Annotated in this window: 12 protein-coding genes and 1 pseudogene; 7 read left to right on the top strand and 6 right to left on the bottom strand. The window is 57.8% G+C overall.

Annotated features, from left to right (window positions below; translation table 11 throughout):
• Positions 1–110 precede the first annotated feature (110 nt).
• Positions 111–1,322: an FAD-dependent oxidoreductase gene (locus ACP26L_RS08310; RefSeq protein ID WP_426452051.1), complete on the bottom strand. Its 1,212-nt coding sequence runs from the start codon at positions 1,320–1,322 to the stop codon at positions 111–113.
• A 248-nt stretch (positions 1,323–1,570) separates the two neighbouring features.
• Between ACP26L_RS08310 and ACP26L_RS08305 the strand changes: the two genes are divergently transcribed.
• A complete protein-coding gene (locus ACP26L_RS08305; RefSeq protein WP_426452050.1) occupies positions 1,571–2,182 on the top strand; it encodes a TetR/AcrR family transcriptional regulator in 612 nt (203 codons plus the stop codon).
• Between the two features lie 633 nt (positions 2,183–2,815).
• Here ACP26L_RS08305 and ACP26L_RS08300 read toward each other — a convergent pair.
• Positions 2,816–2,965, bottom strand: coding sequence for a hypothetical protein (locus tag ACP26L_RS08300; RefSeq protein WP_426452049.1), 150 nt, complete (start codon positions 2,963–2,965; stop codon positions 2,816–2,818).
• Between the two features lie 731 nt (positions 2,966–3,696).
• Here ACP26L_RS08300 and ACP26L_RS08295 point away from each other — a divergent pair.
• The 5 genes from ACP26L_RS08295 (at position 3,697) to ACP26L_RS08275 (ending at position 11,174) form a co-directional block, all read left to right on the top strand.
• Positions 3,697–5,064, top strand: a complete 1,368-nt coding sequence (locus tag ACP26L_RS08295; RefSeq protein WP_426452048.1) for a YheC/YheD family protein — start codon at positions 3,697–3,699, stop codon at positions 5,062–5,064.
• Positions 5,065–5,094: 30 nt separating this feature from the next.
• On the top strand, positions 5,095–6,513 hold the full coding sequence (locus ACP26L_RS08290; RefSeq protein ID WP_426452047.1) for a YheC/YheD family protein: 1,419 nt from the start codon (positions 5,095–5,097) through the stop codon (positions 6,511–6,513).
• A gap of 974 nt (positions 6,514–7,487) precedes the next feature.
• Positions 7,488–8,855: a YheC/YheD family protein gene (locus tag ACP26L_RS08285; protein ID WP_426452046.1), complete on the top strand. Its 1,368-nt coding sequence runs from the start codon at positions 7,488–7,490 to the stop codon at positions 8,853–8,855.
• Complete coding sequence (locus ACP26L_RS08280) at positions 8,856–10,061, top strand: YheC/YheD family protein (protein ID WP_426452045.1); 1,206 nt, start codon at positions 8,856–8,858, stop codon at positions 10,059–10,061.
• A gap of 6 nt (positions 10,062–10,067) precedes the next feature.
• Positions 10,068–11,174 carry a YheC/YheD family protein gene (locus ACP26L_RS08275; RefSeq protein WP_426452044.1) on the top strand — a complete coding sequence of 369 codons (1,107 nt, stop codon included), beginning with the start codon at positions 10,068–10,070 and terminating at the stop codon, positions 11,172–11,174.
• Between the two features lie 88 nt (positions 11,175–11,262).
• Here the strand turns inward: ACP26L_RS08275 and ACP26L_RS08270 are convergent, their stop codons facing one another.
• The 4 genes and pseudogenes from ACP26L_RS08270 to ACP26L_RS08255 all read right to left on the bottom strand — a co-directional run.
• A complete protein-coding gene (locus ACP26L_RS08270) occupies positions 11,263–11,943 on the bottom strand; it encodes an HAD family hydrolase (protein ID WP_426452043.1) in 681 nt (226 codons plus the stop codon).
• A gap of 51 nt (positions 11,944–11,994) precedes the next feature.
• A complete protein-coding gene (locus ACP26L_RS08265) occupies positions 11,995–12,567 on the bottom strand; it encodes a CBO0543 family protein (RefSeq protein WP_426452042.1) in 573 nt (190 codons plus the stop codon).
• A 374-nt stretch (positions 12,568–12,941) separates the two neighbouring features.
• Positions 12,942–13,538, bottom strand: coding sequence for a DUF975 family protein (locus ACP26L_RS08260; protein ID WP_426452041.1), 597 nt, complete (start codon positions 13,536–13,538; stop codon positions 12,942–12,944).
• 20 nt (positions 13,539–13,558) lie between these two features.
• Positions 13,559–13,945: pseudogene (locus tag ACP26L_RS08255) on the bottom strand (manganese catalase family protein); the annotation flags it as partial.
• A gap of 205 nt (positions 13,946–14,150) precedes the next feature.
• Between ACP26L_RS08255 and ACP26L_RS08250 the strand changes: the two are divergent.
• Positions 14,151–15,155 (top strand): DUF3231 family protein, encoded by a 1,005-nt coding sequence (locus ACP26L_RS08250; RefSeq protein WP_426454865.1) that lies wholly within the window; start codon positions 14,151–14,153, stop codon positions 15,153–15,155.
• Positions 15,156–15,311: the final 156 nt, after the last annotated feature.

The raw sequence follows: 15,311 nt of genomic DNA, 5'->3' as shown, positions 1-15,311 counted from the left end.
AAGAAGCCTCCCGTTCCACTTCCGTGGACAGGAGGCTTCTTTGGCTGTTGCGGGTTCATACGCACCGTCCCGTACGATACGGATCTGCTTGCGTGAGAGAAGGCAAGCCGCTACACGGCCCTGCCCCCGGGCCCCTGGGAAAAATCGGTCTTGAAGCTCGGATTGACGGACATTTCGAGAATCGGGTAAGCATACCTTCGCATGGCTTCTTCATAGCCGGCGGCTGCCTCAAGCAAGGGAAGCTCCCCTGCTTCCACACGGACCAGCCTTGCTGCGAGCTCCGCACCGTCCTTCAATGCCAGATTGGCTCCTGCCCCGAAGGTCGGCGGCATGGCGTGAATCGCATCCCCAAGCAGCGTCACCCGGCTCGCCTTCCACGGCCCTAGAGGCTTCAGTACACGGACCGACTGCGGGAAGATCGACGGCACCTCGATGCGTTCGAACAGCCCCCGCAGCGCCGGCGCCCAGCCTTCCGTCAGGCTGAGCATCATCTCGTGAAGCCGTTCCCCCGACGCCCCTCTAAGCTCGCTGTCCGACAAGGGCAGCGGCCCGAAGCCCCGGCTCAGCGCAATCATCATATACGGCTCCACCGGATCGATGACGCTTCCCGGAGCCAGCTCTGCAGCCGCTTCCCTGATGGGCCTGCGGGGGACGAACGCGCCGATGCCAGCGAAGGTCCCCGTCGCATCGGTCGCACCGATGAAGCCGTCGAAGAGCACCTGGGGCAAGGAGGCCGCAATCTCCGGTGTCAAAGGCGACTTGGCATAGACCATCCGCATACCCGTATCCGCCGGCTCCACCTCCGGCATGAGTCCGCGCCGGACAGCCGAGTTGATCCCGTCGGCCCCCACGAGCAGGTCGCCTTCCGCAAGGCTGCCGTCCGACAGATAAAGCCGGACACCCTGCCGGTCCTGCTCGAAGCGCAGGGCCTCCACACCGAAGTGCACGCGGTCCTCAATCCCGCTGAGCAGAATTTGGCGCAGCGTTCGGCGGTTGACGGCCGTATGCGGCAGAACCTCATCATTCGGCGGGCCAATGTGCGGACGGACTGCCTTCTCCACCCCCTGGCTGTCGATCATGACAGCCAGCTCCCGGCGGGGATTCGTGCGCGAGGTCTGCCGGTACAGCTCGTACAGATGGTCCGGCAGGCAGGCCTGAAGCGCATTCCCCCCATCTCCGTTCATATGCAGCCGGTAGCCCGCCTGCAGAACCGCGGGGTCCTTCTCGTAGACCTCACAATCGATCCCCGCCTTCTTCAAGCCCTGGGCCAGACACAAGCCTCCCAGGCCGCCTCCGGCAATTAGAATGTTGAGCTTGGACATCACATTTCCTCCCCATAATCAAGTACAATGCCGCGAAAACCAACAAGGTGTATGTTAAAATACAAGATGACAAAACCCATTATACCTACACTACTGGAAGTTTCAACCATCAAGATCAGAGGACCTGTCAACTAAGCAACAAAGATATCGAAGCTGTCGGATATCAGGGCGGACACCCGGTGCGGGCGGACAACGCACCGCAGCCTGGGGACCATCCTGCCGGCATGATGCAAAAGGAGCTGGTGCCTATGACCAACGATTACCGGGAAGACCGCAGGGTACGCAAAACCCGGCAGGCAATCCTCCAGGCGTTCCTCTCCCTGACGAAAGAGCTGGGGCTGCATGCCGTTACCGTCGGAGGGATCACGAAGCGGGCCGATATAAACCGGGCCACATTCTACGCCCACTACCGGGACAAACAGGATCTCATCGACCAGGCCATTTCCGGCGTGCTCAGCGAATGGGGGACTGCGGAGGAAGAACGGTGGGCCGGGTCGGGAAACGAGGTGGATTTTGACAGACTGCTGCCCATCTTCGTGCACATGTTCGAGAAAATCGGGGAGCATGCGGAATTCTACCGGATCATGCTCGGGCCGGGCGGCTACCCCCGCTTCGCCGAAAACCTCCGGGAGGTCATGTGCAGGCTGATCAAGCAGGGGCATAACCGCGTGCTGGAGCTTAAGGGGGCCCGGCCTCTCGTCGAGCCCGATATTTATCACAGCTACGTCACGTCCGCCCAGCTCGGCGTCATCACTTACTGGCTTCAGCAGGACAGACCCCACCCGCCGGAATATATGGCGGAGCAGCTCATGCTCATGTACCGACTCGGTGCCGTGAAAGCGGCCGATTATGAGGGCTGACCAGCGAAAGCAAGCGTAAAAGGCGGCCTGCGCCGCCCATTCTTGCTGACTTACAAGCAGCTGAGTCAAATTTTCTATTTTTTCTTCTAAAATATCGTAGCGTGATTTATCGGGAGTATTGTGAGTGTTTAGAGATAGCGTTACGCTATTGGATATTTCCCTATGCCTTGTGCTGATTGCTATTGCGGCATTCTCTACACTCATACCGCTACGCTCTCGTAACGTTTTGAGCTGTTGCATGATTATAACGTCTTTATCCCCAAAAAGACTCTTTCAACATTTTGAAGTAGAGAAGCCCCCTTGGGTTGAGTTTGATTCCCGCTCCCTGCTAGCTGCCCGCTGGAACCTGCCTGCGGAACAGCACACTTCAGCTCCTTTCTGCTCCCGCAGCGAAGAGGCTTTCTTCCGCGGTCCCCGCTCCCTTGCGGCAGGTTTCCTCCCTCTCCCAGCCTTACAGGAACACCGGCCGCTTCGTATTTTCACAGGAGAGCAGGAGAATCCCCCTTCGCCAAAGGCCTCCGAAAATTGGGGGCCTAAAAAAATCCCTTTGGAACGGAATCCAAAGGGATTGGCGCAGCGAGCCGTCTGCCGAACACCCCCTTGCACATCAGCATAGGATAACCGGCCCTCCGCTCACAAAAGTGATCGATTGTATACGGAGGGAACTGCGTCCGCCTCATCGACACTCGCCCGGCCGGAATCGGCGACAGGCAGCAGCTGCATGGGAGTCACACCCAGGTCGGCGATCGGATCCGGTCCCGTCGGGATGCCCCGGGTCCCCATGTTCCGCTCTCCAGCAAGCCGGGATATTTGCTCTGATGTACAATTCCGCTGTCCGGATGGGCCGATAAATCGTGGATTGCACCTTATAAATGACCTTATCGGCCGGTGAGACAAACGGAGGCCTCCCAGCCGTCCAGCCTTCCGGAATCGTCTTCGCGAGTCGATGACCGCTCGTGGTCTCCGGTAACGCCCACAGCTCTGGCATAAGGGCCGGGCGCTTCATTCCACCCGCTTCCGATCCGCACCCGGAAAGTGCAGAACCCGCCTTCGAGACGCTTGGGGACTGTAAGGCTATACTCAGGGCGATAATCTTGATGCGCGCCGAGCTCCCAGAGGCCGCACTGCCCTCTTTACATGGGGAGATACCTGTCCGTCCCACCTTCTCCTTCGGAGTACAGGATCGCCTGGGCCTCCCTTGCCGTCGGCGCCCAAAGGCGGAATTTGGTCACCCTAAAGTGGAATCTGCCGTTCGCCATATTGGAAGAGTGCAGTCCCTCTGGAAAAGAGCTCCTTCGATTCTCTGCGCCGGCCGAACTGCCCTCAGCAACAGGGAATAGCCGGACAGCTCGCCCTCCGTGAAGTGTCCGGGGACCGGGACGATTATTCCGCCGCCCTTCAGTTTCTTTTCACCAAGGGATAAACGCCCTCATATGATGAAGTAGTTCGTTTGTTAATGTTCCAGGCGCTTTAGGCGAAGGTTGTGCTCCCTGGTGCCGGGAAGGAGTTCCGTCATGAAAAGAACAAAGGTAAAGATCCAAATCCAGAGCACCGGCCTATCCTCGGACGGCTCCGTTGTGATGCTCAGCGAAGCAGTGGCCAAAAAGTGGAAGATTCCTTTCCAGCAGACGCTGCAGCTGCGCTTCGGGTCGAGCCGGCAGGATGTGCGAGTCGTACCTTTGTCACAGGCGGGTGCCCTGCGAATCTCGGGTGCCCTCGCTGCGAAATGGGGGCTGTTCAAGGACGATCAGCTGTGCCTCCAGTATAAATCGTCTTCCCGGACGCTTGTACTCGGTCCGCTCATCGGGGTCATGGTGTCCCGGGTGCATCCCGGCTCCCCTGATAAACTGTTCGGCGTGAATACGGCTTTCTGCCGGGAGCTGACCGACGCCTGCAGACTGTACGGGGCTTCGGTATTCTTCAGCACGCCCGACGACCTGCAGGCCCAGGGAGATACGGTCAAAGGCTGGCGCTACACCGGCACGTGGGAGCGAATGTCTTTTCCTGTGCCTGACGTTCTCTACAACCGTCTGACTTCGCGGAAGCTGGAGAACCTGGAGAACGTGCAGGAGTTCGTCAGCCATGCCAAGACGCGGCACAACGCTGTGATGTTCAATGAGAAGTACCTGAACAAAACCGAGGTGTTCGACGCGCTCCGCAAGGAGAGCGGCCTTGGAACCTATCTGCCCGAGTCCCATCTGCTCCGCAGCTTCTCCATGCTCAAGGCCATGTGCACGAAGCATCCCACGGTGTTCCTGAAACCCATCACGGGCAGTCTCGGCAAGGGAATCATCCGGGTCCGCCGGCAGCCCGAAGGATCCTACCTCTGCCACTTCACCAGCCTGAACGGGGCGCGCAAGCAGTCGTTCTCCACCCTTTCGCAGCTGTTCACTACGATTGCGGGCAAAGTCAAGACCCAGAAGTACCAGATCCAGCAGGGGCTGACCCTGCTGACTGTCGGAGGCCGCCCCGTCGACTTCCGGGCGCTCGTCCAGCGCGGCGATACCGGGCAGTGGGGCATCACTTCCATCGTCGCCCGGATCGCCGGAAGCCAGCACTTCGTCTCGAACCTGGCGCGCGGCGGCACGCTGTCTACGGTGAAGGACGCACTGGCCCGCAGCGGCTCCGCCGCCGCTTCCGGCGGCCTTCCGAAGCTGCGCCGGGCGGCACTCAGTATCGCCAAGGGCATCGAGAGCCAGGTGCCGGGGCATTTTGCCGAGCTGGGCATTGACCTGGCAATCGACACATCCGGTCGGGTCTGGCTGCTTGAGGTGAACTCGAAGCCGTCCAAGGAAGACAACACCCCGCTGGATACCGAGCGCAAGATCCGTCCGTCGGTCAAAGGCCTCGTGCAGTACGCCCGGTTCGCCGCCAAATTTTGATTCCCACTCCTGAAGAAAGAGGTGAGGTTCATGCTGCATCCATCGCGAGCATTCCCGCCGCCGGGTGACGGCCGCCGGTCCGTCGGCATTCTCACGGCCCGCACCAGCGGGCTGCCGCCCTTCGACAACCGCGGCTTCTACCGCCGGTTGATCCGGGCCGGCCGCTCCCTGGGACTCTCCGTCTTCGTCTTCACGCCTCACGATCTGCCGGAGGGGGACGATGTCATCGCCGGCTACCGCTATAACGAGGCAGCCCGTCGCTGGGAACGGACCGACTGCCCGCTGCCCGCGGTCGTCTACGATCGCTGCTTCAGCCTGACGGCCGAGGCGTCCGCCCTCTACCGCGCGGCGCTGCGTAGGCTGCAGGCGGAGCCGGGTGTGCGGCTGCTCGGCTCGCCGCTGCCCGGCAAGTGGGACGTCCACCGCCACCTCGCGCAGGACGGACGCTTCACGGCGCTACTGCCGCGCACCGAGCCGCTCACCCTGCGGGCCCTGACCGCCTGGCTTCAGGAGCGCGGCGAGGTGCTCCTGAAGCCGCAGGCCGGCTCGCAGGGCCGCGGCGTGCTGCACGTGCGCCGCGGCGCTCTCCGCGCAGGCGCGCAGCCCTCCCGCACGGCGGAGGGCGCGAAGACGGCCTTCACCGTGCGGGGCCGGGATGCACGCGGGAGCGCGGTATCTCGCGGCTTCGCGGATGCGGCCACGCTGGGGCAGTGGCTGCGCGGCTTCGTGCGCGGCCGGCGGTATCTGCTGCAGCAGTATCTGCAGCTGCAGACGGAAGCGGGCGCGGCGTTCGACGTGCGCGCCTTGGTGCAGAAGGACGGCAGCGGCCGCTGGCAGCTGACCGGCACCGCCGTGCGGCAGGCGCCCGCTGGCAGCGTGACGGCGAACCTGCATGGCGGGGGCACGGCCGCTCCGGCGGAGGCGTTCCTCGCCGGCCGCTTCGGTACGCAGCGCGGTAGCGCGCTGCACCGCGAGCTGTGTCGGCTGGCGGCGGAGCTGCCTGAGGCCGTCGAAGCGGGGTACGGCCGGCTCGCCGAGCTCGGCATCGACTTCGGCGTGGACCGGGACGGACGCCTATGGCTGCTCGAGGTGAACTCGAAGCCGGGCCGCAGTGTCTTCTCCCTGCTCGGCGATGCCAAGGCCGCCAAAGCCGCCCTGCTCCGGCCGCTGCAGTACGCCGCAAGCCTGCTGCATGCCGCAGGGCACGTCGCATCGCCCGGCGTGCCGCGTACTGACGCTCCGGCCTCACGGCTCGCTGCACCGCGCGCTGACGCTCCAGCCCCGGCGGCTGTGACTGCCGCGATGCACTCCGGTGCCGCTGCTCCGGCCGCACGGCTTGCCGCGCCGCGCGCTAACGTGGCCGCGCAGGCTTCGGCCCAAAGACCGCTACCCTGGATCGCGGGCAGAATTACCCGACCCTCCGCTGTCATGAACAGCGCGGATGACTAGAAGCCCTCTCTTTGCCCAGGCAAAAGCAGGTGAATCCTTTTCTGCGTCACCCAATTCCGAGGAACCGAGATGTATGGGCACAGTCGGACGGAAATAGAAGAACTGAGATTCGCTATTCCCCTCTCAGATGCACACTCCGGGAAATCGTGGGAAATAACCGAATAAGAAACCTCAGTTCCGCTATTGCTATTGCCGAGGCCAGAGGCTGAGACTGCAGGATCACCCCCTTGCCGCACGCGGGCACCGCATAGGTCGCCGGCACAAGTCACTGCCTGGTCATCGGCTGCCCGGCTGATGGTTCCAGTATACTCCTGCCTTCATTCTGGTCAGCAGCCTGGAACCCGTCCAGACTCAGGGCTTCAATGGAATGAAAGGGTGCTCGCTGAACGACACTCTGCTTAGCGACCGGCAAAGCTTCATATACCGCACGGCAGGTCCGGGGCCACCCTCAAACGCAAAGGACACCTTATGAGCGCCGTCCTGCCGGTGCAGAGCAAGTTTCATAAATGAAATGGCATTGCGAGTTTTCTTTTCATAGCCAATATGACTAAAAAAGCACATTCTACCTTCACCAATACGCCCTGCTCACTCTTACCAATCATCCTCTACCTTCATCAATCCTCCCAGCTCACTCTTACCAATCAACTCTCTACCTTCATCAATCCTCCCAGCTCACTCTTACCAATCAACTCTCTACCTTCATCAATCCTCCCAGCTCACTCTTACTAATCAACTCTCTACCTTCACCAATCCTCCCAGCTCACTCTTACCAATCAACTCTCCACCTTCGCCAATCCTCCCAACTAACCCTTACCAAGTACTCTCTACCAGCCGATCCCTTACCAATACAATCTCTATCTTCGGCAAAGCTCTAGTCCATATCTTACGAAGCAAGTTTTTGCTTCCGGCAAAACACTTAAGCCCATCCTTACGAAGCAAGTTTTGCCCATGGCAAAACTTTCAGGAGGTTCAACATGAGCTTGACAACCTGCACGATTCATGTCACCCAGCGGCAGGAACGCGCCGTCTATTTGAGCGGCGATCTGGCCAAGGCGCTGAAGCTGTCCAAGACCCGTACCGTGACCTTGAAGCTCGGCAGCAAGAGCGTCTCCTTGAGCCTCAAGCTGCTCAAAAAAAGCGGCAATCACCTGTATCTCACCCCTACCGTTTACACCCAGCTGAAGCTTCCCCGTAACGGAACGACGATGGTCACGACTTCGAGCGGCCGAGACATCCGGCTGGGACCGCTGATCGGCATTCTAACGAACGTGGTAAAAAGTTCAACCGCCCCTTTCGGCTCACGGACGGAGTTTATCCGCGAGTTCATGCGGGCGGGCTCGGATAAAGCTTTCTACTTCGGCTTCTCGCCCGCAGATGTGAACTGGACCCAGGAGACGGTTAGCGCGATCGTTCCGCGCAGCGAAGGCGGTTGGGTCCGCAAGGTGCTCCCGCTCCCCGACGTCGTCTACAACCGGCTGCCGAGCCGCAGAGCCGAGAAGCTGGCGTCGATGAATGCCTTCAAGCAGCGCTTCATCCGGCGCGATATCCCGCTCTTCAACTGGAGCTTCTTTGACAAATGGGACGTCTACAATCTGCTCGAAGGCACCGAAGCGTTCCGTTACGTCCCCGAATCGAAGATCAACCCGAGCAGCTCCCAGGTGAAGGATATGCTTGAGAAGCATAAGTTCGTCTACCTGAAGCCGACCGCCGGCTCGCTCGGAATCGGCATCTACCGTCTAACTTATAATCCGAAGCGCGGATATTATGCACGATTCCGCAAAGGCAGCCGCAACGTACTGCTTCGCTTCAGCCGGTTTGAATCCCTGATGGCGCACGTCAACCGCCACAGCGGCAACATGCAGGGCTATGTCATCCAGCAGGGCATCCGGCTGATCGAGATCGACTCGTGCCCGATCGACTTTCGCTTCCACATGACGAAGAACAGCAGCAACCAATGGGTCGTGGCGGCCATCGGCGCCAAGAAGGCGGGCAAGGGCAGCGTCACCACTCACGTGAGGACCGGCGGCATGCTGATGACCCCCGAACAGGTGCTTCGGCAGATCTTCGGATCCCGCGCCGATACCGTGCTGACCCATGCAAAGGAAACGGCCATCAAGCTCGCGGAAGATATCGAGACGAAGCACCGCCACACCCTCGGTGAGCTGGGCTTCGACATCGGGATCGACCAGAGTGAGAAGATCTGGATGTTTGAGGCGAACTCCAAGCCGGGCCGCTCGATCTTCAAGCACCCGGCTTTGAAGGACCAGGGCAAGGCATCCCTCCAATATATCTACGATTATTGTCTCTACCTGAGCCGATTTCGGTCAAGGAGGGAATCCTGAGTGGACTTACACGCACAGCAGAAAAAGACCGGCCGGCCTACGATGGCCATCCTCACTTATGTGGATGAAAAGAGGATTTTTAGGGGGAATCAGGAGAATTTTATCGACCTGATCCGCAAAGGCGAAGAGCATGGCGTGCTCGTCTACGTCATGACCACCGCCGACTTCAAGCTCAGCGGCGACAGCGCCGTCGGGTACACTTACGCCGCTTCCAGCAAGAAATGGAAGCGGCAGGTGTTTCCGCTCCCCCACGTGATCTACAACCGGATTCCGTACCGCAAGTTCGAGCTGCTGCCCGAGGTGCAGCAGATCCTGCAGACGTGCATGCGGCACAGGCAGATTCATTTTTTCAACCCTTCGTTCTTCAACAAATGGACGCTCTTCGAATGGCTCAGCAAGTCCAAGGAGACCCGAAGCGTCATTCCGGCCACCCAGCGTCTGTCGTCTGGAGGCGAAGAGATCGATACCCTGCTCGGCAGCTATCCGTTCCTCTACCTGAAGCCGATCCGCGGCAAGGCGGGCAAAGGCATCATGAAGGTCAGCCGGGTGGAGAACAGCAGCAAATCCCGGATGTTCGAGCTGAGCATCCAGGAGAAAACCAAGAGTCACATCTCCCGTTACCCGAGCACACGTCAGCTTTGGACGGAGCTGAAGCCGCTGGTCGATACCCAGGAATATATCGTGCAGCAGGGGATCACGCTCTCACTGTACAAACAGCGCCCCTTCGACCTGCGGGTCCTCGTGCAGAAGAACGGCAAGGGCGAGTGGTCCGTTACAGGCATCGGAGCGCGGCTCGCGGGCAAGATGAGCATAACCACGCATGTGCCCCGGGGAGGATCGATCGACGATCCCGCAAAGCTGCTTGCTTATTCTTTCGGCACTACGACGGCGAAGCGGATCCTCATCCGTGCCAAGAAAACGGCCCTTACCGTCGCAAAGCGGATCGAGAGCGCAAGCGGCCATATCCTCGGCGAGATGTCGATGGACCTTGGGGTGGACAGCGACGGGCAGATTTGGTTTTTTGAAGCAAACTCCAAGCCCATGAAGTTCGATGAACCGCCCATCCGCCAGAAATCGCTCGAGAACCTGATCCAGTACTGCATTCATCTCTCCAAATTGAAACGCAGCGCGGCCGCCGGCGATCAGGCCGTATCCTTACAGCAGCTGTCCGGGGTGCGCCGGCCCAGACCCCGGCGTAGGGGGTAAAGCCGCATGAGCAGACAACTTGGCGTGCTCGCCATGTATTTGCCGGGGCGCAAGCTGGAGGAGCTCTCCTTCTTCCGCAAGCTGTGCGTCTCCGGCCGCAAGCTGGGACTCGAAGTCCTGGTCTTCACACCCGACGACGTGAATGAAGACGGCTCCCGTATTCATGCCATGACTTATGATGCGGAGAGGGGCAGCTGGGTGCGCCGCTGGTGCGGCTTCCCCCCGCTGATCTATGACCGGTGCCGTTATCACGGTGTCGAGAATTTCCGCAAGCTGACCCGCTTCCGCACCAAATATGCGAAGCTGCGGTATCTCAGCCGCCCGCTCGCAAACAAGTGGACCGTTCACCAGGCGCTCGCCGAGCAGGAGGAGATCCTCCCTCACCTGCCCGCTACCATTCGCTATCACAGCGTAAAAGACGTAGAGGATTTACTAAAAAGTCACGGCGTAATCTATATGAAGCCGAAGAGCGGGACCGGCGGGCGCGGCATCGTCCGCCTGCAGCGGCTGCAGGGCGGCGAAGCGGTCATGCTTCAGGGAAGGGATCCAGGCCGCCGGATTCTCCCCGTCCAGAAGATCGCGGTGCGGCATATCCCTGCGAAGCTCGGCGGATGGAAGCTTGAGGAGAAATACATTATTCAGCAGGGCATCCCGCTGACTCTGAAGGACGGACGCGTGCACGACTTCCGGATGCTCGTCCAGAAGGACGGGGAGGGGCAGTGGCAGGTGACAGGCTGTGCCGGCCGGATCGGCCCCAGGCGGTCCGTCACCTCCAACCTGCATGGCGGCGGCACGGCCATCCCGATGGAGACTCTTCTGAAGAACCGCTTCGACTCCGACGAGAAGGTCGCCTCCATTAAGAAAGAGGCCTATTCGCTGGGCCTGTTGGTTGTAGAGCATCTCGAGAAGCGGTTCGGGATGCAGTGCGAGGTCGGCATTGACCTTGCCGTTGATCCCAAAGGCCATGTGTGGCTGCTTGAGGTCAATCCGAAGCCCTCGCGCGAGGTCTTCTCCCGGATCGGCCAGCGAGAGACCTACAGGCAGGCCATCGCTAGGCCGATGGAATTCGCCGCATGGCTGTACAAACAAAAAATCAGCGGGGTCACCCGCTGATTTTTTGCTGCTTTGCTATGCTCTTCCGTGGAGAATACGGGATAAGTGCCGTCATCCGGATCTACGGTCCATCTTCCGCGTCCCGGACTTACTGCTCGGGGAGCAGGTTCACGATCTCACGAAAATCACGGATGCGCACATCCGCTTCGTCCAGCTCGCCTTCCTTGCGGAAGCCCGCATAATCGCAGCCTACCACGAACAAGCCGTTGGCATGGCCGGCCTCCACATCGGACGAGCGGTCACCGATCATCCATGCGCTGCGGATGCCGTACTGATTCAGCAGCTTGCGGACCAGGTCGACCTTGGACCGGGTGGCGTGCTCGCCCGCGCTGAACAAGCCGCCGCTCTCGAAGAGAGGCTCGAGCTCCTGGGCGCGGATCACGCCCTTCACATACCCCTCGAGGCCGTTGCTTGCGGTGAACAGACGGATGCCGCGCGCCCGCAGCTCCTTCAGCGTCTCCGCCACGCCTTCATAGAGCAGGCCCTCGCCGCGGCCCATGCCTTCCACCTGAAACTGCAGGAGGAGCTCGTCCGCCCTCCGGTGAACGGCCACATCCGCCTCAGGAATCACCTGCTGCCAGATGTGCTCGAGCAGCATGCCGAGGCTTCCCAGTATATACTGCTCCGGCGGGGTCTCCCCCTCATACAATCCTTCGCTCCGAAGGCGGTCAAACGTGGCGTGATAAGCTGGAAGCAGCAGCGTCTCCGTCTGAAATAAAGTGCCGTCCACATCGAATATCATGGCTTCCGGCATCGTTCTCGCCGTCATTCTTGCGTCCCCCTTGTACGTCAGTCGGTCGCCTGGCTAACCGCTGTAGTCTCATCCTTCATAGAACCATGAGGAGAGGGGGCTTGTCAATGTTAACCAATCCGGGCCGCCGGTCGTAGCCCCGCCAAAATCCATCAAGCCGGCGAGCGGGACGCGGAAGAGGTAAAGCAGCAGAGTTGTAATGCCGACCGACAGAATATAGGCCAGTACGGGCCTCCTCGAATGCAGCCAAAGCATTGGGAACATCATGAGATCGAAAGCGGCGGACCACCCCCAGCTCCAGCCGTGCCCGTAAGCAATGTGCCCCGTATAGGCATAGAGTGCTTCCGGTACCGCGAAAAAAGCGACCCATTTGAGGTAGTGCCAAACCGGCAGTCCTTTCTCCTCCGGGCACCCCTTCAAAAAGAGAACAACCGAGCAGGGAAATACAATCAAGGTGTAGAGCAGCTCGTTAAAGATCGGATATAGGGGTACGTCCGGAACGAAAGCCCAGAGCAGATAGTTCGTCGTGAATACAAAATACAGCACATTTGCGCTGATCATATAAAGTACCGTGGAATGGAATCGAGGCGCAGCTTTCCACCCTTTGGCCCAGAGAAAGCAGACCAGCGTTACCAAGGTCACCGCGATATGTATAGGCCGCTCCCCTCCTTTCTCGTTCCCGCCGGTTCACATCACTACCCTCTAGGATAGACAATTTCTGTCAATTTTATATTAAAATTTCTTTAGATACAGCATGGCATGCCACCTTCAAAAAGGCCTTCATTCGATTGCCGTTAACCGGCACTCCCGAATAAAGACCTGGTCCCTGCAGCCATGACTGAAGAACGCTTCCCTTAGTATGACCTGACAAAGGACAACTCATCATCATTTTCGCGGACGCTCGAACTCTAGATATCATGTCGCCGGAGGAGGCACCTAGCAGGTCGGTGTCCTTTTTCCACAGGACCGGGAGCCTCTCACCCTTCAGTCCGGTCCCCCTCCAGCACCGCCTTCCTCTACCCCTGTCTCTGCGAAGCCTTCAGATCCGTATAGAAATTGGCGCTGGTCACCGACATATACGGCCCCACCCAGAGGAAGCCGATCCCCGCGGTAAGCACCGCAAGCAGAATCCACCCGATAAAACTCAAACCAAGCACAAAGAAACGCCACCGGTGGCCATTCATCATTTCCTTGCTCCGGCGAAGCGCCTCCATGGCCGAAAGCTCCGGCTCGTCAATCCGGATGTAATAAGCCATGGAATAGCTCAGCGCGGCGACAATACCCGGAACAATCAGCAGCAGCATCCACAGCAGCACGAACAGCGTAGTAAGCAGATAAAGCACCAGCGCCGGCACGAAGCGGACAAAGCCCTGCAGGATGTCTTCCACCGAGGCCCCTTCCCCCCGCCTCAGGCGGAGGAAAAAGTATGCCGACCCCCAGGCGATCGGCCCGGAGATTAGCAGGTTGATCACGGAGCCGGCCTTGGGAATTTCGGAAATAAGCAGCGACAGACCTACAGTGATGAGCGTAACCACAGCCGCCTTGAACCAATTGCCCCGAAGCTGGTCCAGAGCCCGCGCCTTCAATTCCCTGATTGAAGCGATTCCTTCCACCCCGTCTTCCCCCTCGTCCGCTAAAAAATTTTCTTCGAGCCCTGCTCCGCCTTCAGAATCTCCACCGCTTCCCGGAAGCGCAGCGAATGAACGACTTCACGCTCTCTCAGGAACTTCAGGCCGTCCTGCAGGTCTACATCATCCGTGAGATCAATTAGCCATTGGTACGTGGCCCTCGCCTTCTCCTCCGCCGCGATGTCCTCATACAGATCAGCGATCGGATCCCCCTTCGCCTGGATATAGGCCGCCGTCCACGGCACACCGGAGGCGTTCTGGTAGAAGAGGGCCCGGTCATGGGCGGCATAATGATCATCCAGACCGGCCGCCTTCAGCTGCTCTACGGTCGCATCCTTGGTCAGCTTGTAAACCATGGTCGCGATCATCTCGAGGTGGGCGAATTCTTCAGTACATCTAAGTTATAGGTGATATGGTTCGATGACCTATATGTATGAAGCAACTCTGATGTTATTCCTCTCTAAAAGAAAAAAGTTGCCGGTTCATTTTGGCAACCTAATGATTATGCTGAATAAAATTAAAGTTCTCCGAAAAAAATGATAAAAACAGAACAATATTACAAATAATACAAAAAACTAATCCTGACGGGAGCTTATGATGGACTATAAGAATTTAAAATTAACCTCAGCAGAAATTGGCACCTTATGGGCGGAGTATGTAAACGGAACGGCGGTTCATGTTGTAAACAAGTACATGTACAGCATCTTAGAGGATCAAAAGATAAAAAACCTATTTGAAGAAGCAATAAAAACATTCGAACAACAAAAACATGGGTTATCAAAATTTCTTGAGAATGAAGGATTCCCTATACCCATTGGATTCAATGATCTTGACCTTAACGATGGAACCAAAAGATTATTTTCAGACACCTTCTGTTTGCATTACTTGCATGTCATGGCACTACACGGGATGTTAGGGCATATATCCTCACTCTCTGCTTCAGTCAGGAAGGATTTACGTCAATTTTATAATGCATGTGATGATGACGGGAAGAAAATGTATAATAAGACGGTTGATCTGCTACTAGAAAAGGGGCTTTTTCAAAGAGATCCTTACTTTTTCCCTGAAGAAAGTCCGGAGTATGTTTTGGGAAAAAAATTTCTAGAAGGCTACTTGGGAGACAAACGCCCGTTAGCCGCTACCGAGATTATAAGCCTCTCGTTTAATATTAAAAAGAAAATACTCGAGAAAACTCTGTCTATAGCGTTCAGTCAAGTTACCCAGTCAGGAAATGTAAGAAAATTCTTAATATCAACACAACAAATTTCGGATGAACAGATTCAGAACTTGGGGGACATTTTGCGAGAAGATAACTTGCCTGTTCCTACTTCGTGGGAAACGGAGATTACGACTTCAACAGATTCCCCTTTCTCAGACAAATTAATGCTGTTCCACATGGGTTTTTTAATTCAAACGGCGCAGGCCTATCATGGAGTCGGACTGGCTTCAGCGATGCGCACAGACCTTGCAGTTCTATATGAAAAGATCATATTAAAAAACCTAGGTGTTACAAAAGATTGGTTTGATATAATGACAGAAAATAAATGGCTGGAACAACCCCCGCTTGCACCCAATCGGAAAAAGATAGCAAATAATAAATAATATACAAACTAGGGGTATTTTAGGCCCCTCAGTTTTTAATCCTCCCTTAGCGAAAAAAAGGCTGCCGGATAATAACCGGCAGCCAATGCTTCATTGAACTAACATTCCCAGATAGTTGAATTCCAATGAGCCCATTGCTTTTTATCGAGCAGTTAA

This window comes from Paenibacillus sp. S-38, from assembly GCF_049942825.1.
Lineage (GTDB): Bacteria > Bacillota > Bacilli > Paenibacillales > NBRC-103111 > Paenibacillus_G.
Note: the sequence above shows the minus strand (reverse complement) of the source record. Positions and strands in the feature narration are given on the sequence as shown.

What these genes read in the sequence shown, in the direction of transcription:
- ACP26L_RS08270 (WP_426452043.1), bottom strand. Translation starts at nt 11,943, where the DNA reads ATGACGGCGAGAACGATGCCGGAAGCCATGATATTCGATGTGGACGGC.
- ACP26L_RS08285 (WP_426452046.1), top strand. Translation starts at nt 7,488, where the DNA reads ATGAGCTTGACAACCTGCACGATTCATGTCACCCAGCGGCAGGAACGC.
- ACP26L_RS08250 (WP_426454865.1), top strand. Translation starts at nt 14,151, where the DNA reads ATGGACTATAAGAATTTAAAATTAACCTCAGCAGAAATTGGCACCTTA.
- ACP26L_RS08290 (WP_426452047.1), top strand. Translation starts at nt 5,095, where the DNA reads ATGCTGCATCCATCGCGAGCATTCCCGCCGCCGGGTGACGGCCGCCGG.
- ACP26L_RS08295 (WP_426452048.1), top strand. Translation starts at nt 3,697, where the DNA reads ATGAAAAGAACAAAGGTAAAGATCCAAATCCAGAGCACCGGCCTATCC.
- ACP26L_RS08310 (WP_426452051.1), bottom strand. Translation starts at nt 1,322, where the DNA reads ATGTCCAAGCTCAACATTCTAATTGCCGGAGGCGGCCTGGGAGGCTTG.
- ACP26L_RS08275 (WP_426452044.1), top strand. Translation starts at nt 10,068, where the DNA reads ATGAGCAGACAACTTGGCGTGCTCGCCATGTATTTGCCGGGGCGCAAG.
- ACP26L_RS08305 (WP_426452050.1), top strand. Translation starts at nt 1,571, where the DNA reads ATGACCAACGATTACCGGGAAGACCGCAGGGTACGCAAAACCCGGCAG.
- ACP26L_RS08300 (WP_426452049.1), bottom strand. Translation starts at nt 2,965, where the DNA reads ATGGGGACCCGGGGCATCCCGACGGGACCGGATCCGATCGCCGACCTG.